At 37.0% G+C, this 24,878-nt stretch carries 15 protein-coding genes and 1 pseudogene; 10 read left to right on the top strand and 6 right to left on the bottom strand.

The window, feature by feature from the left end:
* Positions 1–12: 12 nt before the first annotated feature.
* Positions 13–357, bottom strand: a complete 345-nt coding sequence (locus B9Y84_RS19020) for a tRNA-binding protein (protein WP_085518988.1) — start codon at positions 355–357, stop codon at positions 13–15.
* A 267-nt stretch (positions 358–624) separates the two neighbouring features.
* Between B9Y84_RS19020 and mfd the strand changes: the two genes are divergently transcribed.
* From mfd to B9Y84_RS19035, 3 genes are all read left to right on the top strand, one after another.
* Positions 625–3,993: a transcription-repair coupling factor gene (gene mfd / locus B9Y84_RS19025; protein ID WP_085518989.1), complete on the top strand. Its 3,369-nt coding sequence runs from the start codon at positions 625–627 to the stop codon at positions 3,991–3,993.
* A gap of 76 nt (positions 3,994–4,069) precedes the next feature.
* Complete coding sequence (gene gpmI / locus B9Y84_RS19030; RefSeq protein WP_085518990.1) at positions 4,070–5,590, top strand: 2,3-bisphosphoglycerate-independent phosphoglycerate mutase; 1,521 nt, start codon at positions 4,070–4,072, stop codon at positions 5,588–5,590.
* Between the two features lie 56 nt (positions 5,591–5,646).
* Positions 5,647–6,225 (top strand): hypothetical protein, encoded by a 579-nt coding sequence (locus tag B9Y84_RS19035; protein WP_085518991.1) that lies wholly within the window; start codon positions 5,647–5,649, stop codon positions 6,223–6,225.
* 527 nt (positions 6,226–6,752) lie between these two features.
* Here B9Y84_RS19035 and B9Y84_RS19040 read toward each other — a convergent pair.
* Entirely contained in the window at positions 6,753–10,436 is a 3,684-nt protein-coding gene (locus B9Y84_RS19040) for a lamin tail domain-containing protein (RefSeq protein WP_085518992.1), read from the bottom strand.
* Positions 10,437–10,655: 219 nt separating this feature from the next.
* On the opposite strand from B9Y84_RS19040, the gene B9Y84_RS19045 reads away from it, so the two are divergent.
* The 4 genes and pseudogenes from B9Y84_RS19045 (at position 10,656) to B9Y84_RS19060 (ending at position 13,896) form a co-directional block, all read left to right on the top strand.
* Entirely contained in the window at positions 10,656–11,666 is a 1,011-nt protein-coding gene (locus tag B9Y84_RS19045) for an aspartate-semialdehyde dehydrogenase (RefSeq protein ID WP_085518993.1), read from the top strand.
* The gene (locus B9Y84_RS19050; RefSeq protein ID WP_085518994.1) at positions 11,650–12,837 is read left to right on the top strand and encodes a THUMP-like domain-containing protein; all 1,188 of its coding nucleotides are present in this window, start codon (positions 11,650–11,652) and stop codon (positions 12,835–12,837) included. The genes B9Y84_RS19045 and B9Y84_RS19050 overlap by 17 nt, the downstream gene beginning before the upstream one ends.
* A gap of 111 nt (positions 12,838–12,948) precedes the next feature.
* Positions 12,949–13,212, top strand: a pseudogene (locus B9Y84_RS20955) (four helix bundle protein); the annotation flags it as partial.
* A 300-nt stretch (positions 13,213–13,512) separates the two neighbouring features.
* Positions 13,513–13,896, top strand: a complete 384-nt coding sequence (locus B9Y84_RS19060) for a cupin domain-containing protein (protein ID WP_085518995.1) — start codon at positions 13,513–13,515, stop codon at positions 13,894–13,896.
* Between the two features lie 42 nt (positions 13,897–13,938).
* On the opposite strand, the gene B9Y84_RS19065 is transcribed toward B9Y84_RS19060, so the two are convergent.
* Entirely contained in the window at positions 13,939–14,841 is a 903-nt protein-coding gene (locus B9Y84_RS19065) for a 1-aminocyclopropane-1-carboxylate deaminase/D-cysteine desulfhydrase (protein ID WP_085518996.1), read from the bottom strand.
* Between the two features lie 74 nt (positions 14,842–14,915).
* On the opposite strand from B9Y84_RS19065, the gene B9Y84_RS19070 reads away from it, so the two are divergent.
* Complete coding sequence (locus B9Y84_RS19070; protein WP_139828104.1) at positions 14,916–16,043, top strand: DUF6340 family protein; 1,128 nt, start codon at positions 14,916–14,918, stop codon at positions 16,041–16,043.
* Between the two features lie 106 nt (positions 16,044–16,149).
* On the opposite strand, the gene rlmB is transcribed toward B9Y84_RS19070, so the two are convergent.
* From rlmB to B9Y84_RS19085, 3 genes are all read right to left on the bottom strand, one after another.
* Positions 16,150–16,923, bottom strand: coding sequence for a 23S rRNA (guanosine(2251)-2'-O)-methyltransferase RlmB (gene rlmB / locus B9Y84_RS19075; RefSeq protein ID WP_085518998.1), 774 nt, complete (start codon positions 16,921–16,923; stop codon positions 16,150–16,152).
* A 135-nt stretch (positions 16,924–17,058) separates the two neighbouring features.
* The gene (locus B9Y84_RS19080) at positions 17,059–20,013 is read right to left on the bottom strand and encodes a glycosyltransferase family 117 protein (protein WP_085518999.1); all 2,955 of its coding nucleotides are present in this window, start codon (positions 20,011–20,013) and stop codon (positions 17,059–17,061) included.
* Between the two features lie 509 nt (positions 20,014–20,522).
* Positions 20,523–21,206: an arylesterase gene (locus B9Y84_RS19085; protein WP_085519000.1), complete on the bottom strand. Its 684-nt coding sequence runs from the start codon at positions 21,204–21,206 to the stop codon at positions 20,523–20,525.
* A 66-nt stretch (positions 21,207–21,272) separates the two neighbouring features.
* On the opposite strand from B9Y84_RS19085, the gene B9Y84_RS19090 reads away from it, so the two are divergent.
* Positions 21,273–22,163 (top strand): SMP-30/gluconolactonase/LRE family protein, encoded by an 891-nt coding sequence (locus B9Y84_RS19090; RefSeq protein WP_085519001.1) that lies wholly within the window; start codon positions 21,273–21,275, stop codon positions 22,161–22,163.
* 239 nt (positions 22,164–22,402) lie between these two features.
* Positions 22,403–24,877, top strand: coding sequence for a DUF5916 domain-containing protein (locus B9Y84_RS19095; RefSeq protein ID WP_085519002.1), 2,475 nt, complete (start codon positions 22,403–22,405; stop codon positions 24,875–24,877).
* The last annotated feature ends 1 nt before the right edge of the window (position 24,878 follow it).

Genomic DNA, 24,878 nt, shown 5'->3' on the forward strand with positions numbered 1-24,878 from the left:
CAAAAGCTCATTTTACGCTATTCTTAAACCATTTTTTACTGTTTCATCTACGCCAAGCAAACTAATTTGTGCTTCATCTACTGCTCCTAAAACCAAACATTCACTCATGAAGTTCGCAATCTGCTTAGGTGGAAAATTTATAACCGCTACTATTTTTCTACCTACTAAATCCTCCAAATTATAAAGCTCTGTTATCTGAGCTGAGCTCTTTTTAATTCCAAATTCGCCAAAATCAATCTCTAATTTGTATGCTGGTCTCTTTGCCTCAGGAAAATCTTTCGCCTTAACAATAGTGCCGACCCGCATTTCAATTTTGGAAAAATCCTCCAAACTAATTTGACTGCTTACTTTATTCATAACTGTTTATCATGCGTTTAGTTATAAGGATCTTTATTTTTGCTACAAGCTGTCACGTATCATGAAAATAAAGCTTGATGTAGTCGCTTTTTCATCATCCCTACAAAAGCCGATCTTGAAGGGTTTAACTTGACAAAGCATTCAAAATACTTAATTTTTTGACAGATTACTGAACCTTGCGCCATTCCCGCTAGTTTGTTTTACCTTTGCAGAGTGTTTACGGATCTAAACTGAAAAAGTAAGCACAAAATTTAAATAGCATTTACATTGAAAATAAAAGACTTTCTAAAATTATATAAAGATGATGCCATCCTACAAACGATGGTAGCTTCCCTCAAGCCCAATGAAGACCAGACAATTCATTTCAAAGGATTAGTCGGCAGTTTGGATGCTATAGTTGTTGCGATTACACATCTTTTAAATCACCAAAATCAGCTCATCATTTTGCATGATAAGGAGGAAGCCGCCTACTTCCAAAATGATCTGCAAAACCTTTTAGATTTTAAGGAGCCTTTGCTCTTCCCAACTTCGTACAAAAGGCCTTATCAATTTGATGATATTGAGAACGCCAATGTATTGATGAGAGCGGAAATCCTCAACCGAATCAATAATAAAACCTCCGCAGGGGAAATTATTATAACATATCCTGAAGCGCTTTCTGAAAAGGTAATCAATAAAAAGTCTTTAAAATCTAACACATTTACCGCTAAAGTGGGTGAAAGTCTGGATGTGGAATTCATAGCTGAATTACTGCAAACTTATGATTTTGAGCCTACTGATTTTGTTTATGAGCCAGGGCAGTACGCCATCCGTGGTGGAATAATCGATATTTTCTCTTACGCCAGCGACCAACCTTATAGAATAGAATTATTCGGTAATGAAATAGACAGCATCAGAACTTTTGATGTGGCATCCCAGCTGTCCATTGATACGGTTAAGCAAATCAACATCATTCCGAATGTGCAAACCAAATTGCTGGAGGAAAGCAGAGAGTCTCTACTGGATTATATCCCCAACAACACCAAAATCTGGTTTAAAGATTACAAACAAACCTTGGATGTGCTTCAGCAGTATTTTGATAAGGCTTCGCATTCATTTCAAGAAATTTTAGAAAGTACTCAGCAAACAAAAGTGGTTTTAGAGCCTGAAATGCTGTTCGAAACACCAGAAAGTTTTGAAAAAAGGTTAGAGAAATATTTGAAAATAGAATTTGGCAATCGCTTCTACCTCAAAGCCCATCAAGAATTCGAATATCAAGCAAAGCCACAACCTTCCTTCAATAAGAATTTTGATTTAATAGCTGAAAATCTATCCAGCAATCAGGAAGCAGGCCTGGTCAATATCATTTCTTCAGAATCCCTGACGCAAACTGAACGATTGAAAAACATATTTGAGGAGATAGACCCTTTCATCAAATTTCAGTCGCTGCCTCATACTCTAAGGGCAGGCTTTATGGATGAGCAATTAAAATTAGCCTGCTATACCGATCATCAGATTTTCGAGCGTTTCCACCGCTACAAAACCAAAGACAAACAAAGCAAATCAAAAGCCATTACGATCCGGGAGCTAAAAAACCTTCAGCCCGGAGATTTTGTCACTCATATTGATTATGGAGTGGGTCGTTTTGCGGGTATGGATAAGGTAGATAATAACGGTAAAAAACAAGAGGTAATCCGCTTGATCTATCGGGATAATGATTTGCTTTATGTCAGCATTCATGCCCTCCATAAAATTTCCAAATATAGCGGAAAGGAAGGGAGCACCCCTAACATCAGTAAATTAGGTTCTCCTGAATGGGAAAATAAAAAGAAGAAAGCCAAAAAGCAGGTAAAAGATATAGCTAAGGATTTAATTGAGCTTTACGCCAAAAGAAAATCAGCTCCTGGTTTCGCCTGTGATAGGGATAGCTTCCTACAAGCAGAATTAGAATCCTCTTTTATATATGAAGATACACCCGATCAAGCCAAATCCACAGCGGACGTAAAAGCAGATATGGAATTAGCACATCCTATGGATCGATTGGTTTGTGGTGATGTAGGATTCGGGAAAACAGAAGTTGCAATAAGAGCGGCCTTCAAAGCTGTGGATAATAATAAACAAGTAGCTATTTTGGTACCCACCACTATTTTAGCCATGCAACATTTCAGGACTTTTTCTGAGAGATTGGATAAAATGCCGGTTACAGTGGAATACATTAATCGATTCAAATCCACGAAACAGATTAAGGAAATCCTAAAGCGCACCGAAGAAGGAAAGGTGGACATTCTTATCGGAACGCACCGAATTGTAAACAAAGATGTCAAATTTAAGGATTTGGGCTTATTGGTGATTGATGAAGAGCAAAAATTCGGAGTATCCGTCAAGGACAAATTGAAGCAATTCCGGGTGAATGTAGATGTTTTGACCCTCACCGCCACACCAATCCCAAGAACGTTGCATTTTAGTTTGATGGGCGCAAGGGATTTAAGCGTGATTCAGACTCCTCCACCCAATAGACAGCCTGTAACCACTCAACTGCATACATTCGATGAGGAAGTTTTGCGTGATGCAATTGCATTTGAATTACAAAGAGGCGGTCAAGTGTTTTTTGTACATAACCGAATTGGAGATATTGAGCAAGTGGGCAATATCATTCTCAAATTAGTTCCTGATGCCAGAATTGGCGTTGCTCACGGACAAATGGATGGAGCCAAATTGGAGAAAGTGATGATGCGATTTATTGAGGGCGAGTTTGATGTGTTGGTTTCGACCAATATCATCGAATCCGGTTTGGATATTCCGAATGCGAATACCATCATCATCAATCATGCGCATATGTTTGGCATGTCAGATTTGCACCAAATGCGCGGTCGGGTTGGTCGTTCTAATAAAAAAGCTTTTTGTTATTTATTAACTCCACCTACCATCGGCTTAAGTTCCGACTCCCGTAAAAGGCTGACCACCTTGGAAGAATTTTCCGATTTGGGAGATGGCTTTAAAGTAGCTATGCGAGATTTGGATATTCGTGGAGCTGGTAATATGCTGGGTGCAGAGCAAAGTGGTTTTATCACTGATTTGGGTTTCGATATGTATCACAAAATTTTGGATGATGCAGTGGCAGAATTGAAAGAAAGCCATTTTGCCGATTTATTTAAAGATGAATTAGCCAAGAAAGCCAAAATCATTGCACAGGATTGCACTATCGAAACTGACTTGGAAATCCTGATTCCAGAGGATTATGTAGGTAATATCACAGAAAGATTAAGCCTGTATTCTCAATTGGATAACATCAAAAATGAAGAAGAATTAGGCATTTTTGAAAAATCCTTGCAAGACCGTTTTGGACCAGTTCCTGAGCCTGTTTACGATTTAATAGAAACTGTGAGGATACGCTGGAAAGCTGAAAGCCTTGGATTTGAGAAATTGTTGATTAAAAATGGTAACCTGAAAGCCTATTTTGTCTCCGCAGATAATGAAAAATACTTTAAATCGGACATTTTTGGCAGGATTTTAACTTTCGTACAAATGCATTCTAAAAAATGTAAGATGAAAGACTATAAAGGCAGACCAATACTTAAGATTGAAAATATAGAAAATATAGAACAAGCAAAAGCTATCATATTTGATATGGCTGGGCAAGAAGTGGAAACGGCTTAGTGAGTTTTTCAACAATTGCTATCTTTACATCGTAATTAAAGAGCAAAGACATTTTTCTTAAGAAAAAACCTACATCATGAACAAAAAAGTAATTTTAATGATATTGGACGGCTGGGGTTTAGCCACCAACAAAGACGTTTCAGCAATTGACAAAGCCAGCACCCCTTTTGTGGATAGCTTATATAGAGATTTCAAACATAGCAAACTGGATGCTTCCGGTTTGGCAGTGGGTCTGCCCGAAGGTCAAATGGGAAATTCTGAAGTAGGTCACATGAACATCGGTGCTGGCAGAATTGTCTATCAGGATTTAGTGAAAATCAATAAGGCCATTGAAGAAAAATCCATCAAAGAAAATCAGGTTTGGGCAGATGCTATGGCTTATGCCAAAAAGAATAATAAGAAAGTCCATTTCATTGGTTTAGTTTCTGATGGTGGGGTTCATTCTCACATAGGTCACTTGAAAGGCTTAATGACTTTAGCTCATGAAGAAGGCGTGAAAGATTTATTTGTACATGCTTTTTCTGATGGGCGAGATACTGACCCAAATGGTGGTAAAGCCTATCTGGAAGATGTAGAGAAGCATGCAAAAGAAACTGGGGCTAAAATAGCTTCTGTTACAGGTCGTTATTACGCAATGGATCGTGATAATAGATGGGAAAGAGTAAAATTAGCTTATGATGCGATGGTTCATGGCGAAGGAAAGCAAACAGAGTCCATTTCAGATGCTATTCAAGCTTCCTATGATGAAGACGTAACTGATGAATTCATCAAACCTATTATCCATACTGAAAACGGAAAGCCAATTGCAAAAATTGAAGAGGGTGATGTAGTCATCTCTTTTAATTTCAGAACTGATAGAGGTAGAGAGATAACCCAAGCTTTAACTCAAAAAGCATTCCATGAGCAAAACATGCATCCTTTAGATCTGCACTATATTACCATGACCAAATATGATGATACATTTAAAGGGGTGAAAGTGCTTTTTGAAAAAGATAATTTGACCAACACTTTAGGTGAGGTGCTGGAAAAAAATGGTAAAAAGCAGATTAGAATTGCCGAAACGGAAAAGTATCCTCACGTAACATTTTTCTTTTCGGGTGGTCGAGAAACTGAATTTGATGGTGAAAAACGCCTAATGTGCCCATCTCCTAAAGTTGCTACTTATGATCTACAACCAGAAATGAGTGCTGGAGATATTCGAGATAAAATCATTCCTGAATTGAAAAAAGGAGAAACGGATTTTGTCTGTTTAAATTTTGCCAACCCTGATATGGTTGGGCATACAGGCGTATTCGAAGCGGCCGTAAAAGCCTGCGAAACTGTGGACAGTTGTGCCAAATCAGTTATTGATGTAGCCCAAAAGAACGGCTATGCCACTATCGTTATTGCCGACCATGGAAACTCTGACTTCATGATCAATGAGGACGGAACTCCTAACACTGCGCATACTACTAATTTAGTGCCTTGTATTTTAGTAGATGCAGGATTTAATGGCGCTATTAAAGATGGTAAATTAGGTGACTTGGCTCCTACTATTTTGAAAATTATGGGTGTTAAGATTCCAGAAGAAATGACGGGTAATATCCTTATAAGTTAATAAGTTTAAAAAGGATTTGCTACAAACAAATTCCTTTCAATTGTCTTTTATAAAATATGAGAAAGCTCAACAGTATTCTTTTTGCAACTATAGTAATTTCTTTTTTGGCTTGCGAAACAGCCGTACGTGAAAAACCCATCAATGAGTATTATGATGTGGAAACTTTAATTGACAGACAATCCAAATTATTGACAGAGCTTCAGCCAAAAGTTGAGAAATCCATAGAAGTAGATGGTAAAAAGGAAAAGGACACCTTAGAATTTGATTCTCTAGGCTGGAAAAATGAATTGGAAGTTTTCAAACTGGCCGATATCAATAAGCCGACTTTATTTGATGCGTATAAGGCAACAGAAGAAAAAACCAGCAATGGAAAAATCTGGAGGTATACAACCGAAAAGCCATCACTGGGGGTTGAATTTTTGTATGTTTATTTTGATAATGACAGTACGGTAACCAAGCTAGAAGCTCGCTATCATGAAAACAATGCACTTTATGTTTCCGAAAGAAATTTCGAAATCAACTTCAAAAAATCGCAGGACTATAGTGTTTTAGACTCTTACAAAATTTATGGCCGCCAAAAAATGGCGATGAAAGATGAGGTCACTTTTTCTATTGAGAGTGAGGTGGTGGATTGAAAGACATCTGTGAAATGGCTTAATTGCGCTAGTAATAACTCTCATTATGAGAAGCAGTTAGCTTCTTTCCATCATAAGATTGCTTCCTTGCACTCGCAATGACGGTAATTACTAACATAACCAGCTAACAACCTACATACTATCGGGACACACCTTTATTGTTAGTTATCATGCTACCCTTTCAGCTCGTAGCGTCATTGCGAGGGAGGCACGACTGAAGCAATCTACTGTTAGCTAGCAAGAATGACAGACTGCAACGTTGCACCTGCATAGCCGGCTAATAATATCCATACTAATTAGCCTCATTGTCCACATTTTTGTCGATAAGCAGTACAGATATTAAACAACGTTCTGTTGCCTTCTTGCCATCATAAGATTGCTTCACTGCGCTCGTAATGACTGTAATTACCAAATGTACCACTTAACAAGCAAACCAACCGGCTCAATGCGTCATTGTGAGGAAGGTGGAACCGAAGCAATCTTCATCGCCTAAAGACCTGTGCTTCCAATGACGCTAACTGTGATGATCAAAACCCCACAGCCACCCGCTCCTTAATCACCCTCTTATTCCCTTCTGCTGTAAAAAGTTCAAAATAAATAATATAGTAACCAGTTCTAACTTTTCTGCCGCTAAAATCAACTCCATCCCAGCGGAAAAAGCCACTATTGCTTAGCGTTTCATTATTAGCCAAAGTAGTAATTACAGTGCCCTTCATATCAAATATTTTCACTGTGGCTATTGTGCCGACATCATCTAACCTGTAGTTTATCAGCGTAAAATTTCTACCCGGCTGATTATGTGCAAAGGTTTTCGGATTAGCTTCTATGTTTCCAAAGCTAATATTTTCATTGGTGAATTGAGAGTTTGCTTTTCCTGGGGTCGCATAACCCACTGCTGAAGCAGCGGAACTCCAGGAATCTGCTTCATTTATAGGCGCTTCAGGATGGATTCTTTCCAAAGATACGCCATCGACAGTGCGAAGAAATGGCAAGTGCATATCATCCGAGTACTCGAGATGCTCCTTCAATTCTTTATTAGCTGAAGTTATTCTCACTATTCCTTCTCCATTAGTCAATGTAGGCAAGTTGGCTTCTACTATGTTTTCCGCATTATGGGACGTGGGATAGTCTTTTATAGTACTTTCTTTATCAGTCGTTAAGGTTAGGTGTTGACCTGGTGCTATAATAACATTTTCATTCTCCAAGATCACACTTGAATCGCTGCTCCCTTCTACCGTCCATTCACGGAGATTAATAAATTTATCAGAAATATTAAGCAACTCTATAAAATCTGCTCCTCCTGATTTTTGGTCATAAAGCAACTCGTTCAATACCACATCGCCTTGCTCAGGAAGTTCTGCCAAAGCAAAGCTGACTTTATTACCTTCTGTAATAATGATATTTCCAACACAATCGGTGAGATTATTGGCAGTTAATCCATAACGAACTTTTGGCTTTAATTCATCTGCTAAAGAAAGTTTGACTGAACTCAAGTCCAACATTTCCACACTTTCAATTCTTATTTCTGGACTTATATTGAATTGATTCCTTCGGATTTGGGTAATGTCAATTACCTCATTAAAATAGGCAATTACTTCTGTTGCATTGAGAGCGAATGCTTTTTCCAATTCAGGACCAGTTTGGTCTATGTTTTTTTCCCTCACAGAATTTTCTGCTCCAGGTGTTCCTTGTGCATCAGCTCTTGAAGCACTCCAATTCGAAAACCCTAGGCACGGGTTTTGAACATCAATCATTTCCAATGACCAACCTCCTTCATCAAATTTGAAATCTTCTTTGTACCAATTATCTCTATAAAAAGCTTGATTGACAATGGTCTCATCAGTGATTAACTGTAAATCATCTCCTCTATTGTTGAGATTAGGCCATGGACTTAAACCAATCACTCGGGCATAAGTACCTAAATCTTCTACTCCTGCACTAGGGGCTAAAAGTAAATATTCCCCGGCTTCGATATAATTCAAGCCTAAACTGACAGTATCTCGCTCATCCATATATTTCATATCTGTTAGCGAAAACAATTTGTCTGAGGGATTATAAATTTCCACATATTGTCGGTAAGGCAGTTCTTGGTCTTCGTTGGGGTTTGCCATTACCTCCATAATAATAACATCATTGAAACCTGGCTTCGCAGGACTTCTCAGTATGATTTCTTGCTTGAAATTTAAAATTGGATTTCCTGATAAATCTGAAATACTATCCAGAGTTAAAGTATAGGGGAAACCTGCTATCCAGTCATTTTCCCAAATCAATATCACTTGATTTTCACTCCAAAGTCGTGCTTCTTGAAGAAGGATTTCAGGTGACAAATCATAGTTTTCAAGATTCTCAGCACTTAGTGTATCCAAATGTTTATCAAAAGTCAGAAGCAGAATAGAATCTGACATGAATAATAAAGAATCCAATTCCGGCGGAATGGTATCATATAATAAACTTGATTTTAGATTTTCTGCAATATTGCCATTGCAATCCTTTACAGTGTCAATGCTTATTTCATAGTTAATCCCGTTTAAAAGCTCATTAGCAAGATTTAAATTGACCGTTTTATCTAATCCTTCCTCAACTAAAACTTCTACGATTCCAATTTCAGGTGTGATAATATATTCCGCATTTAACAAAGAATTTAGATTCATCCTTTTGTCAAACTCGATTTCCAATTGCGTTTTGGAAGTTGCTTTAAAGAAGATGATTTCAGGTGGGTTTCCTGTAAGATCAAAATCCGCTATACTGTTTTCACTTCCCGGAGTTCCACCTGCGGTGGCTTCTGATGCTCGCCAATTATTTAGGTCAAAACATGCTAGCTTGGGATTAATGATTTCAATGGAAAAGCCTCCTTCTGCTTTTTCCTCATCCTGATACCAATTTAAGTCATAACCCAATCCATCAATTTGAATACCTTTGGCATTCTTGATTGTCACACTATCACTACCATTATTAAGTGCTCGCCAGGAAGAAGGAACAAGAACATTTCCAAATTCTGCATAACCCTGCTCTGCCGAGGAAGATGCCAAAATCAAATATTCTCCTGGTCGTAAAATGTAAGACGGTAATGTACCCGCAGAAGAAGTATTGTCGGAAAAAGCCCAATCTTCTAGATCTAGAAATTTATCAGACCTATTATAGATTTCAACGAATTCTTCATCTGGCAAACCCAAAACAGGAGTTGGGTCAGGAAAAAACTCACTGATAATCACATCTCCTATTTCAGCTTGCTCCACTTCAAAGTAGAAAAACTCAATGCTATCGCTTTCGGATAAGTTGCCTTCACTATCGCTAATGTTTTCAACCGCTAACATATAATCCAAGCCACTTTCAAAGCTATTGTCAAAGCTCAACCATACGCTATCTTCATTATGCTGAATTGTGTTTGGTTGAATATCTCCCGGTGTCAATAAATAATTATTAACATTACTAGCAGAAGCAGAGGACACCTCTTCAGTGAATACAATTTGCATTTCATTTGAATTCAAAATTTCGTATTCCAAAATCTCGGGTGGAATAGTATCAAATGCATAATCGCCCAAATAGACATTGTCAAAATAAAAGCTATTGCTTCGGCTTGATGTGAAATAACAAATGAAACCTATATATCCTGTTTCATTAAAACGAGGCTCATTAGCTGTTGCTATAGTAGTGAAATCTTCTCCTTTTTTAGGGTCAACCGCAATTTCCCAATTGGCAGTAGCGTCCCTTCTTACTCTAATCCGAACATCAAAAGCAGAGGCAAAATCGCCATCTCCTCCTCGCACAATTAATTCCGTATCATTCCCATTTCTATAGAAAAGACTGATGCCATCCTCACTTCCGTTTTCCCCAATCTCCAAATAATAGCCCTCTTGTACGCTTCCCGTATTTTCATAATCTCTCAAGTCCGATGAAGTACTCACCAAGTAAATCACTACCTTATTCGAATTAGAGGGACTAAAATCTAAGCTGACATCAAATCGCCATTCCTTTTCATCGAGACTTGTTGTTTCAGCTAAAGTAGAAATATAGGAAGGCACCAAAGTTTCATCTTCAAAATTCAGCTGTAATTGAAAAATTTCATTTATAATAAAATCATCATTATCTCCTGTCCATTCAGCATCAATGGTTAAATCCCCATCCGAAAAATCATCTTCAATTAATTGAGCCTTTAGGTTGAAAAAAGAAATGCATAATAAAATACTGAGGGGCAGTATGTTTTTTATCATCAGGTTTTGGCTTGGTTCTATCCCAAATATAGTATTTTTGCGTCTAAATCATAAAACGAAACAATTTTCTGAGCTAATTAGTAAATAGGTTTAAAAAGAAAGACGAAATCAACATTAGAAATTTAAATGTTAACAGAACCAAATTTAGATTTTTAATCAAAGGTTCCATCCCGATTCATACGGGACAAGTTCTGACCATTAAAATTAAAAAATATACACATGAAAATAGCTGTTGTAGGTGCCACTGGCTTAGTGGGTGGTGAAATGTTAAAGGTTTTGGATGAAAGAAACGTCCAATTTGATGAATTACTTTTAGTGGCTTCTGCCCGTTCTGCAGGTAAGAAGATGAGCTTTAAGGGTAATGAATATACCGTTATCACTTTAGAAGAAGCCGTGGAAGCCAAACCTGATTTAGCGTTATTTTCAGCAGGCGGAAGCACATCTTTGGAGTGGGCTCCAAAATTTGAAGAAATAGGAACTGTAGTCATTGATAACAGCTCGGCCTGGAGAATGAATGACAGGATAAAATTGATAGTGCCAGAAATCAATGGTCATGAATTGAAAATTGACCATAGAATTATCGCCAATCCAAATTGCTCTACCATACAAATGGTGATGGCCTTGGCACCATTGCATAAAAAATATAAAATGCAACGCATTGTGGTTTCTACCTATCAATCGGTTACTGGCACTGGCAAAGCCGCAGTAGATCAATTGATGGATGAAAGAGCTGGAAAAGAAGGAGATAAAGTTTATCCTCACCCTATTGATATGAATGCATTGCCACATATAGATGTATTTATGGAAAATGATTATACTAAAGAGGAAATGAAAATGGTGAACGAAACCAAGAAAATCTTTAGTGATAATTCCATTGGACTTTCAGCAACTTGTGTCCGTTTACCGGTAATGGGTGGACATTCCGAATCAGTGAATGTTACTTTTGAGAAAGATTTTGAAGTGGCAGAAGTAAAAGAAATCCTAGCAAATACCCCGGGAGTAGTATTACAAGATGATCCAAAAAACAATGTTTATCCATTACCATTAAATGCGCATGGAAAGGACGAGGTTTTTGTTGGCAGAATTAGAAGAGACGAATCTGCAGAAAACACATTGAATATGTGGATAGTAGCCGATAACCTGAGAAAAGGTGCAGCTACTAATGCCGTACAAATTGCAGAATATATGATAGAACATAGTTTAGTTCATCCTTATGGAATTGAACGTTAATAAAGAAGAAAATTGGAAATTCATTAAAGACCATGAGCAGGATGACCCTGCTCATTTGGTTTTAAAGCAAAAGCAATTTCCTGATTTACCATTAAAAGAGCTTGTCGCCCAGATTGCCTCTCGACAAAAAGCTAAGACCAAATTACCAGAATGGTTTTCTGAAAAAGTCTGGTTCCCACCCAAACTGTCATTAGAGCAATCCAGTTCTGAAGCAACTGCAAAATTCAAGGCCAGTCTAATTTCAGGAAATTGTTTTGCGGACTTAACAGGCGGATTCGGAATTGATTCCTATTATCTCTCTCAAAATTTCAAACAATCCCATTATATAGAACAACAAGCTGAGCTGTGTCAATTGGCAAGGCATAATTTTGGTGAATTAAAAGCAGCTATTGTAGTTCACCACACTGAATCAGAAGCATATTTAAATACTATTCGACAGCCTTTAGATTGGATTTATCTTGACCCTGCAAGAAGAGGAGACCGAAATCAAAAAGTTTTTTTATGGGAAGACTGTAATCCTAATTTAGTAGCACTTTTGCCGGAACTTTTCGAAAAAGCAAATAATGTTATGGTGAAAGCGGCTCCTATGCAGGATATAAGCAGAGCCATTGCAGAATTGGAATACAAAGTAAAAGAGGTTTTTATCATTGAATGGCAAAATGAGGTAAAGGAGCTACTTTATCTTTTAAGTAAGGAAGCAGTTGCAAACTCCGAGATTCATGCAGTTCAGCTATCTGAAAATGGAATGCCCATTTTTTCCTTCACTGGAAATAAATTGACAGAAGCCGAAAGCTTAATCAGTTTTGAAATGCCGCAACAATACTTATACGAGCCTTGTCCAGCTATGATGAAAGCCGGACTTTTCAAACAGCTTGCAGCCAAGTATGGAATATCGAAATTACACCCGAATACACAGCTTTTTACATCTGATATTCTGATTGCAGATTTTCCCGGCAGAGCCTTTAAAATTCTACATTCAATTCCGGTACAAAAAAAGGAATTGAAAAAAGTGCAAGCTGATTTGAAAGCCAATTTAAGCACACGGAATTTTCCAATGCCCATTGCTCAGCTCAAGAAAAAGCTTGGTTTAAAAGATGGAGGGGATAGGTATTTATTTGCTACCACTTTGAAGGATGGGGGGAAGGGGTTATTGGTTTGTGATAAGTTATGAATTATGAATAATAAAAAAGAGAATATCCTTCTTGTCAAATCCTTCTCCTTTGCCGTCAGGATTGTAAAGCTTTTTCAATATTTGGCTAAAAAAAAATAAGAGTATGTATTAAGTAAGCAAATATTAAGAAGTGGAACCGCTGTAGGAGAATTAATTCGTGAAGCTCAAAATGCTGAAAGTAAAAAAGACTTCATTCATAAATTATCAATAGTACAACAAGAATGTGATGAAACGGTTTATTGGCTTGAATTACTAAAAGAGACCGAATATATTAATGAAGAAGAATTTCAAAGCATTTTTGAAAATGCCAATGAACTTTTGAAAATAATTAAAAGCTCAATTTTAACCATAAAACAGAAAACTCTCCATCCATAATTCATCTCTCATCATTCATAACTGGCATGTTTAACTAAAAATAAACTTCAAAATTAAGAAAATTAGTATGGGGGCACCGTAGTACTTAAGCACCTTCAATCGGTTTGGTGCGTCATTCCACCACAATACCCACCAAGGCTTGATATAGCCGAATAAAAAGAGTGTCCCAAAGCAAATCAAAAAGAAGTCAATATAATGCAATTACTTATCTGGTTAAAAGTACGGATTATCGAAAAAGTCTAAAGTGACAAAACAAAATAAAGCATTTCCCGCATATTTACTTGAAACAAAACTTTTTATATGATCACAATTGCAGAAAACGAGCAATATTCTTTAAAAGTAGATATCACTAAAAACAGAGCTTTCTTAAAAATCTATGGTTTTTGGAGGAATAAAGAAGATATTCCAGGCTATTTAGAAGATTGGGACGAGGCATTAAAAAAATTAGATGGAGGGTTTACGCTGTTAACTGATGCTTCGGAAATGGTAATACACCCTGGAGATGTGCGAGACGTACATTCTAAGGCACAGGATAAAATTATTAAAGCCGGTGTAAAAAAAGTAGCGGAATTACACAAGGAAAGTATTTCAGAAATGCAATTAGATGGCGTGTCCAATGAAAGTGGCATGCCAAAGATGAACTTTAAAGACAAGGAAGAGGCACTGAAGTGGTTGGATGCTTAATCAGAATTTAACAAATGGTGCTCGGGGACATGCTCGAGCATTCTATTTCTCTGCCAAATCAAATCCAAATCGCTGATTAAAGCCTGCAACTCCCTGCAATCCTCCTGAATGAATTGCTAATATCTTTTGGTCAGATTTAATGTTACCCTTTTCCAATTCCATCATTAGACCGTACATCATTTTGCCTGTATAAATAGGGTCTAATGCTATTGATGTTTTCTTATAAAAATCTTGAATGAAGTCAATCAGTTCTGGTTGCCATTTTGCATAGCCACCAAAATGATATTGCGTTTTTATCTCCCAGTTTTCCTCTTTGCTACCCTCAAGCAATTTTTCAATTTCTTGCTCTGGCCATTCTCCTTTTAAAACTGAAAAGCCTAGAAGCTTTTGCTTAGCTGACTTACCTTTTATCAATCCGGCTATTGTACCACCTGTTCCAAAACATGTGGATATTAGTCCATAATCATCTGGTATATATTGATGGATTTCTTTCGTTCCGCTAATCGCCAATTCGTTTGTTCCTCCCTCTGGTATGATATAAGGATGATCAAATTTAGCTCCTAATTCCTTTAATCCTCTTTCCTCCTCTTTAGCCCGATATTCTTCTCTACTGATGAAGTGCAATAGCATGCCATTTTCTTTAGCTAATTCTAAAGTGGGGTTACTGACCTCCTCTCCCCTTATTATTCCGATAGATTCAAATCCGCAAGCTTTTGCTGAAATGGCTGTAGCTGCTATATGGTTTGAAAAGGCTCCACCAAAAGTCAGGATTTTTTTTAACCCCTTCTTTTCTGCTTCCATAAAATTGTACTTGAGTTTAAAAAACTTATTTCCTGATGCTCCAAGATGTATCTTGTCTAATCTTAGAATATCAAAAGCTAGTTCATGATAGAGAACGCTTTGAATGGGTACAAACTCGGGGGAAAAGAATTTCTTCACAGACATGAAGCTAATTTATGGGGATTTGGCTAAATTGTATGAAATTCAACAAGGTTTTGTTAAAAATTAATCACTACTATATGAAGAGGTATTATAGTTTCTTTATCCTTATAGCTATTCTTTTTTCATCTTGCATGAAGTCTGTCTCTATTAATACTTTACGCCCTGCTGACATCAGCATTCCAAACGATATACAATCAATCGTTTTAGTGGATAGAACTGCCTACGATAGAGATGCGATTGGTGTAATTGAAGGGATTATTACTGGAGAAGGAATAAATGAAGACCGCGATGGTGTAATGACCATGTTTTCAAGTTTACAGAATAGCCTGAGAATTTCGCCTCGTTTTGATGTGGTGTTGGCATCTGAAAAACTACGTGGTCAAAATATACTCGGCTCTTTTCCGGATGCTTTGGATTGGAGGCAAGTAGACCAACTTACAAGAAAATACGACACTGATGCTTTGTTGGCCATCGAAATATTTGACAGCAACTTCATTGTAACGAATGGGAAAAGAAAAAACACAAGAACGATAGAGGATAAAGATGGAAACAAAATTGAACAAGAATACACTGAGTTTTTTGCAGAAGGTGTCGGAAATACGCGAATTGGTATCCGGTTGTACGATGCTAAAAACAGGACGGTCATCGACCAGGATATTTACACTGAAAACAAAACCTGGGAAGCGGCTGCTACCAGCTTAAAGGAAGCTTTAGCTCAATTGGTCAACAAATCACAGGCTACTAAGTATTTGGCACAAGCTGTTGGAACTACTTATGCAAGCAAAATAGCTCCTATGCCTGTACGAATATCCAGAAGCTATTATGCCAAGCCTAAAAAGAATGCGTACTTGAGCAAGGGAGCTAGAGAAGCAAGCGTAAATCAATGGGAGTCTGCTATTTCCACTTGGAAAATGGGATTGCGAAATACTTCCGATACTAAAGCCAGCGGAAGACTGGCCTATAATATTGCGGTCGGTTATGAGATAATCGGAGACTTATTTTTAGCTCATGAATGGGCAGGAAAGTCATATGTAAATTATGGAAATAAAAAAGGAAGGGGCTATGCCAGTCAATTGAATAGTCGAATGATCACTGAGGAAATTTTAGATGAACAGTTGGGACTTCCTGATGCAGATTCTAAAGATGCTCAAACTGAAGAAAACAGAGAAAAGCCTACCATTAAAATCAAAATGAAAGATAACTAAACTATAATTAATAATTATTAATTGGTGAGGGCATCTGAATTTCACTAAGATCAATTAATAGTTTATTTAGGGAACCTAATACAATTATTCGGCTACCTGTTCATTATCAATTTTTAATTATACTTCGTTGGCGGACTGCTTCGAATATAGCTATGGCCCCTGAAACTGAAACATTTAATGAGGCAATTTTCCCGGTTGTAGGAATCTTAGCTAAAAAATCTGCAATTCTAATTAAGTCGTTGCTGATGCCATCTTCTTCGGAGCCTAAAATAATAGCCAATGGCTGTGACATAGGCACATCATAAATTAGATCTGTCCCTTTTTCTGTACAAGCAACTGCTTGTAACCCGCTTTTTTGCAAATATTCTACTGTGTTTTTTAAACTATTCTCTCTACAAACCGGAATGTAATGCAAAGCTCCTGCTGATGTTTTTACTGCATCGGAATTAATTTGTGCACTTCCCTTAAAAGGAATCACAATGGCGTCAACTCCAGCACATTCTGCAGAACGTGCAATCGCTCCAAAATTCCGTACGTCAGTCACTCTATCCAAAATCAAAATCAACGGATCTTTACCTTTTGCAAAAGCTTCATTTATCACATTATCCAGAGACGCATAACTTACAGCTGAGACCATTGCTATAACGCCTTGATGGTTTTTCATAGTTATCCGATTTAATTTCTCAATCGGAACTTTAGTGTAAGGCACTTTTTGTTCCTTGCACAACTCCATCAATTCACTTACCAATTCGTTGCGGACGTCTTTATCAATATAAATGTTATCCATTTCCTTACCCGCATGAATAGCTTCAATTACGGCTCGGGTGCCAAATATATAGTCTTTATCGTTTATTTTTGGTCTTTTATTAAATGCTGCCATAGTCTTCAGTAGTAAAACACAAAATTCTAAATCTAAAGTGGGAAAAACTAATATTATGCATCATATAAAAACATTTGGGTAAAAAAATAGCCCACATTGCGTTGTGAGCTATTTCTTTATATGCTTTACTAACCGTTACATTCTTTCGTACAGCACCCTTAATTGATCTTGATACTCTACCGCTTGTTCATTCATGCCGTACTGTCTCATGACCTGAACAATCTGGCTAAGAATTGCAAAACTAATTTGTCTTTCCCTACCCATATAAATTAATTCATTGTTTACTAAGTATTGAAATTGCTCTAAGTTTTGTTCCCATAACGTATTGATTACTTCATTCGCTTTTTCTTCGTTTCCTGTTGCCAAATAAACTTGAATATAGTCCAGCGCAGTCATGTCATAAGGAACAACTTCATTCGGCACTTTTTCTCTAATAAATTCAATTACTTCCAAGGCTCTCTTCTCATCACCTTCACTTACTAATGATTTTGCTAAAGCTGTGTAAACAGAACGATGATTCAAGAAGAAGTTTCTATAGTTTTCATTATAATAAACATCCGGATCAGCTGTATTTGTGAAATGGAAACTGTTTATCAAATTATCGTACATCACTTCTGTATTGACAAATTCTTCTTGGACATTATCCCTTTCAATTGGTAGTAATCGGTAGGTCAAGCCTTCTTGAATAACATACTTTCGCAAATCCATCTTTATTCCATTCAGTGATGTAGTATTGAAATAGATCGGGCGCTTCCAATTATTCTCATTCATGATATCTAGTATCATTAAATCCTTTTTTTCCAATCCATTCCCTTTCACTGTCCAAATCATTCTGTCAACCAGCATATTCTCTTTATCCTTAGGAATAATTCCCAAACTTTTAACATGACTGGTGTCTACCTTCAAGCTCAATTGCTTCGAAGGCAACATATTATAACTACCAACTGAAGTCGGAACTTCAAGGCTTTTATTATTACTTCTAATCAAACTCAAATAACGGTCAATTGGAATAGCTCCTGATATGCCGGTATTTGCCATATAAGGTAAATAGTCATTTTTACCGCCTTGCGCTACCTGCTCTTCACTTAAGGTTAAAGGCAATGGCTCAGAATCATAAGCGTTTTGACGCATTTGATTAATATACCAATCTGTATTGAAGTAACTCAAAACTATGACTCTAACATCCGTTCTAAATCCTTCAACCTCCTGCACAAACCATAGTGGGAACGTATCATTATCGCCTCCAGTAAATAAAATGGCATTTGGTTCGCAAGACGCTAAATAATTTCTAGCTGCGTCAACCGAGAAATAGCGGTCTGATCGGTCATGATCATCCCATCCTTCAGAAGCCATTATGCCCGGCACTATCAAACAAATTACTCCTGCAACAACACCCGCAACTTTTGGATTCTTTATTGCTTTTTCTAGCAAAGAAGCTACAGCCAACACACCAAACCCTATCCAAAATGCAAAGGCGTAGTAAGAACCTGCATAGATATAATCTCTTTCGCGCGGCTCAGTTGCAGGTGAATTCAGGTATAGAATTAAAGCAATACCCGTTAAGAAAAAGAATAAACCCACTACGCTGAAGCCTTTCAAATCCTTTTTATAATGGAAGAAAATTCCAATTAGGCCGAGAATAAAAGGCAACATATAAAAATTATTTCTGGCCTTATTATCTTTCATGATTTCAGGCATTTCACTAGTGTCCTGGAACATAGTTTTCCATCCCGCCCCTTCAATATCACTTTCTCTACCCGCAAAGTTCCACATGAGGTATCGGAAATACATATGCCCTAATTGGTATCGGAACATAAACTTGATATTGTCAGCGAAATTTGGTTTTTCATTATTACGAAGACCTGTCCACCTTCTGTATTCCTCTGGATGACCTGGAGCACCGCTATACATTCTTGGAAGAATAGTAGTCCTATTCGGATCATGCTGGGTAGTAATTTTATAATCCGTAACTTCATATTCCTTCTTACCCTTGCTATAAACTGCATCTCCCCTGTCTTGAGAAATCACCTCTGCATCGAAGTATTGCCCATGTAAAAGTGGTCTTGATCCGTACTGATCTCTATTCAAATAGGATAGTAAAGTCATCACATTCTCTGGGTTGTTTTGGTCAATTGGAGGATTATAATTTGACCTGATCATTACTATAAAGTAAGACGAATAGCCTATCAGTATGAAAGTAAGTGCTAGAAGAAAGGTATGTAAAGTAACTTTCTCCTTTTTAATGGCATAGTATATTCCATAAGAAAGACCACCAACTAATAATAGGCCAAAAATTAATGCTCCAAAGCCAAATGGCAATCCAATGGAGTTTATAAAGAAGATTTCAAATTTACCGATCAAATTAGGCACCCCTAAAATGATAAATTGCCAGATAAAAATAAGTATTGCACTACTGATTAAAAGTGCAAAAAAGATTCCTTTAAATGTTACATTTTTGTACTTCTTGAAATAATAAATCAATCCTAGAGCTGGTAATGCTACTATGTTCAATAAGTGAACTCCAATTGATATCCCTATGATATAGGCAATCAAAATCAACCATCGGTTTTCTGTTGACTCGTCTTCTATCACTTCCCATTTCAACATGGCCCAAAAAACTAATGCAATTAAGAAAGAAGACATGGCGTAAACCTCTGCCTCCACTGCCGACCACCAGAAGGAATCTGAAAAAGTAAAGGCCAAACTACCAATAGCACCAGCTGCGATAATTTTTATGGTCTGTGCCGTATTTGCTTCACCCACTTTAATTTTCATGATCTTGTGAGAAAGCAAATTGATAGACCAAAACATAAACAAGATGGTAAACCCACTACTCAATGCAGAAACCAAGTTGACCGCAAAACCAACAGATTCTACATCGCTGCTGGCGAACATGGAAAACATTCTACCAATTAATAAGAACATTGGAGCCCCAGCAGGGTGAGGAACTTGTAGTTTATAGGCACTAGCAATAAACTCTGCACAGTCCCAAAAACTAGCCACTGGCTCAAGAGTGAAGATATAAACGGCAGAAGCGATTATGAATATGATCCAGCCACTAAGGTTGTTAATCTTTTGATAAGACGTCATAGATAGTTGTATTTTTTATAACAGAGGCGAAAATAAGAAATTTCATCCTTTCGGGCATTAGAACGAAGCGATTAATTCAGGATTATAGTATTTGATGCATTTTTACTTGAAATAATTGTAGCAAAATTACTTCTTGCTTTTCAATTATGTATGTTTATAAAGCAGGCCAGCTTTAAGTAAGAGAGTAAGAGAAATAGTTTTATTCAGTATGACAGGAGGTATAGGTTTTAGTAGACAAGGGAGTGATTCATTCAAACAAAATCGTTCGTTAAGAAATAAGCGAAAGTCAATGGGTGCTAACCCTTATTCCGCAAAAAAAATGAAGAATAGGACGGCTCGTGGAAATTACAATTATAAAGAATTACAAAACTTCCGATCCAAAAGAAAACGGAAATCAAGACTCATAAGCATTATAGTTATGATAGTTTTCTCAACAATTGCCTGCGTCTTATTGGCTCTATTAATGCGCTAAAGCAAGCACCATATTTCTGTTGAGACTAGTTCGTGCCCTAAAGCAAAGACTCTAAATGAGTCCAAACCGTTTCGGCCACAATTTTATGGCCCTTCGGAGTAGGGTGAATTCCATCCGGTTGATTTAATTCTGCTTCTCCGCCCACATCTTTCAATAAAAAAGGAATAAGGTTAACATTCTTATCCTTTGCAATTTCAGGAAATACTTTGCGAAACTCTTCCGCATATGCCTGTCCCATATTTGGTGGAACCATCATTCCAGCTAATAAAATTTTAACCACTGGATGAATCTCCTTTACTTTATCAATAATAGCTCTTAAGTTTTTATTGGTTTCTTCAGGCTTAATTCCTCGCAGTCCATCATTACCTCCTAACTCCAAAATAAATATTTCAACCGGCTGCCGTTTTACTACCCATTCCACACGGGATAATCCGCTGGCCGTGGTTTCTCCGCTCACACCAGCATTAATTACATTATAATCATATCCCAAAGAATCCAAGTTTTTCTGAATTAAACCCGGAAAGGCTTCATCAGCCTCTACACCATATCCTGCTGTAAGGCTGTTACCAAAGAATATGATGTTGTTTTTCTCTTCTTCTTTTTCGGTAACTTCTTGATCTATTTTCTTTCCAGACGTTTCTTCTTCTTGCTTAGTGTTTGAGTTACAAGCAGAGATTAAAATAAAAAATATAGCAAATAGCTGATTCCAATTAATTTTCATAGCCTTAGTCTTTTAAGCAGTTTATGCTTTGCGTTAAAAAGCTTAAATTACGGAAAATGTTATAAAATGATTCCTATTAGAACAATTCATCTCCTTTTCCTTACCGCTTTTTTAGTTTACGGATGTAATCAGCAACACAAATTGCCTATTTCAGAAAATGAAGAAATTGTTAAAGTGGCGAAAGGCTTTGCTTTTACAGAAGGCCCAACGGCAGACCACTTGGGAAATATCTACTTCACCGACCAGCCCAACAACCTCATTTACAAATATGGTGTTGATGGCGAGCTCCTCATTTTCACCGATAGTGCTGGTAGAGCTAATGGACTATATATCGACCAGAATCAAAAGCTGTGGGCATGTGCTGATGGTGAAAATCAGTTATGGAAATTTTCTCTGGATGGTCAAAGAGAAGTTGTTTTAAATCCATCCGGTGAAGTAAAGTTCAATGGTCCTAATGATGTTTGGGTCCACCAAAATGGCAACCTCTATTTCACAGACCCCATTTATCAACGGCCATATTGGGAAAATAAACATGATACCGTTGGCCACCAATCCATCTATTTATTAAAAGATGGTAAGCCTATTTTATTGGATTCCACTCTGGTTCAAGCAAATGGAGTAGTCGGACATTCTGAAAAAAAATTGTTGTTTGTGGCAGATATAGGCGCTGATAAAACCTATCGTTACGCAATTGATGAGGAAGGAATGCTGCAAGACAAAACCCTTTTCGTTGCACAAGGTTCAGATGGAATGACGATAGATTCGAATGGAAATTTATATTTAACCGGAAAAGGTGTTGATGTCTTTGATGAGAATGGAAATTTTCTCCAACACCTGGATATTCCTGAAAACTGGACAGCTAATGTTTCTTTTGGCGGTAGCAACTTTGACCAATTGTATATTACGGCATCAAAATCTTTATACCGGGTGAAAACCAAAGTGAAAGCGGTAAGATAGCCGTCCTTTTAAAAAAAGCTGCTATCCGTAAATCTGCGTAAGTGCTTTTTGCACGGCTAAGTCAATAATAGTTACGTATTCGTAGGATATAGTATCTGCGTAAGCTTTTCACTTATAGCGAATCAAAACTTACCGTCTATCTACTTTAATTTGTTTTGATGTAATTCTGGCATCCTATTCATTAAAAATATGTTAAAATTGGAAGCTAGGTCAATAATTCTTTAAAGAGTCTGTTCAGAATGTTCAAAAATCTATCTTTTACGCTAATTCTAATTGTTTTTTCCATTGTAACTATTTCGGCCAAAGAGGATGAAAAAAACGCCTTGAGGGAAATGGACGCCCAATTAGTTGAAGAAGTTACACCTACTATTGATGGTGCTTTAGATGATGCCTTTTGGCATGACGTGAAAGAAGTAGAAGCTAATTTCATCACATTTTTGCCGGAAAACGGAACTGTGTCCAACCACAAAACATATATCAAAACGGCTTATACAGATTTCGGGCTTTATATTTCTGCCAGAATGGTAGATGCAAGTGGTAGAGCAATCCCCCAAGAACTAGGGATAAGAGATGATGACAGCAGAAATGCTGATCAGTTTGGACTGATATTAGATACTTACCAAAATGGCCAAAATGCTTTTTACCTAAAAGTGAGTTCTGCAGGTGTTCAAACCGATATATTTATAAATAGAGGTAGAAATGATTACAATTGGGATGCGGTGTGGAAAAGTGAGGCAAAAATAACCGAAGAAGGTTGGCAAGTTGAAATGGAAATTCCCTATTCTGCTATTCGCTTTCCTAAAAATGCAAATCAAGATTGGAATATTAATTTCATGCGGAAAATCCAAAGCAAAAATGAAACTTCCTATTGGAACTATGTGGACAATTCCATTGATGGATTAGTGAATCAGTCTGGAGTTTTAAAAGGCTTGAAAGGAATTAAACCTCCATTGCGATTATCGGTTTCACCATACATCACCACCTATTATAATAAAAATGGAAGTCAAAGTGGTGTGGACATAACCGGTGGGATGGATTTAAAATACGGCTTAACTGAAAGCTTTACTTTGGACATGACTTTGATTCCAGATTTCGGACAGACCGTTTCTGATAACTTGGTTTATAACTTAGGGCCTTTTGAGGTTCAATATGCCGAAAACAGAGGTTTTTTTACAGAAGGCACAGAACTTTTCAACAAAGGCGGATTGTTTTATTCTCGTAGAGTTGGCCAATCATTTGGTTCTTTAAATTTACAAGATTCTGATTCACTTGTAAATAGACCTAACGAAGCACCATTATTAAACGCATCTAAAATTACAGGGAGAACAAAGAGCGGACTAGGAGTTGGTTTTTTTAATGCCGTAACCAACAGAACTTTTGCTGAAGTTTACGATAAGGAAAGCAAAGAGAAAAGATTGGAACAAGTTGACGATCTAACCAATTTTAATGTGATGGTGATTGATCAAAGCCTGAAAAACAATAGCAATATCAGTTTGATCAACACAAACGTTCAGCGTTTTGATGGAGGAAACAATGCCAATGTAGTTGGTTCAGATTTTCGTTTAAGAGATAAAAGCAACACTTATCAAATTGAAGGTTTTGGAGCTTATAATAATATCCAAAACCCATCTGGGTTTGTGGATGATGGCTACAAGTACAACGCGAGCTTTGCAAAAATTAGTGGTAAATATCAATTCGATATTGGAAGAAATGTCGAAAGTGACACTTACAACCCAAATGATATGGGTTTTTTAAGAAACCCAAATGAAATTTCTCACTTTGCATCTATAGGCTACAATCAATTCCAGCCTACCGCTATTTTTAATCAATATAACATTTGGGCAGGTGCTAATTACAGTACATTATACGAACCCAATTTATATCAGAATTTTTCTATCTGGAACCAATGGTGGGCACAGACAAAAGATTTTCAGTCATTTTCTGTGAATCTCAATTACAGACCTTCTAAAACCTTCGATTACTTTGAGCCAAGAGTAGAAGGAGCCAAATATTTTAGAACATGGAATTACAGCAGCAATCTTCGTTATTCTTCAGATAGCAGAAAAGCATTTATGAGCAATGTATCCGTTGGTATTTGGAATGCTCCAGATAGAGAACAATTTGACTATTGGATTAATATCTCTCCTCGATATAGGTTGAATGATCAGTTTTCAATAAATTATGAAATCAACTACAATAAGCAATTTAGCTCTATAGGTTTTGCTGAACATGCTACAAATGAAAGCGGAGATATTGAAGCAGTGATATTTGGTGAACGGGATATTGATGTGATGTCGAATGTGCTCGGAGTAAACTATACCATTAATAACAAAATGGGCTTTAATTTTCGATTAAGACATTATTGGAATAAAGTAGATTATTTCAATTATTTTAATTTAACGAATGTAGGTGACATTGAACCCATAGCCTATAGTGGAAAAGATTTAGTAAGTGATGCTTATGAAAAGCATGATACCAATTTTAATGTATTTAATATTGACGCAGTTTATTCATGGCAGATTGCTCCAGGAAGTTTTGTCAATGTTGTATGGAAAGATGCTGTGCAGGAAGTAAATCAAATGGTTGACATGAATTTTTCAGATAATTTACGTAATGTATTATCCACTGAGCATCAGCAAAATTTGAGTATTCGATTAATCTATTTTTTAGATTATACTCAAATCAAAAGAGATATTGCTATAAATAGAAGTTAGT

This window comes from Marivirga sericea (genome assembly GCF_900177665.1).
Taxonomy (GTDB): domain Bacteria; phylum Bacteroidota; class Bacteroidia; order Cytophagales; family Cyclobacteriaceae; genus Marivirga; species Marivirga sericea.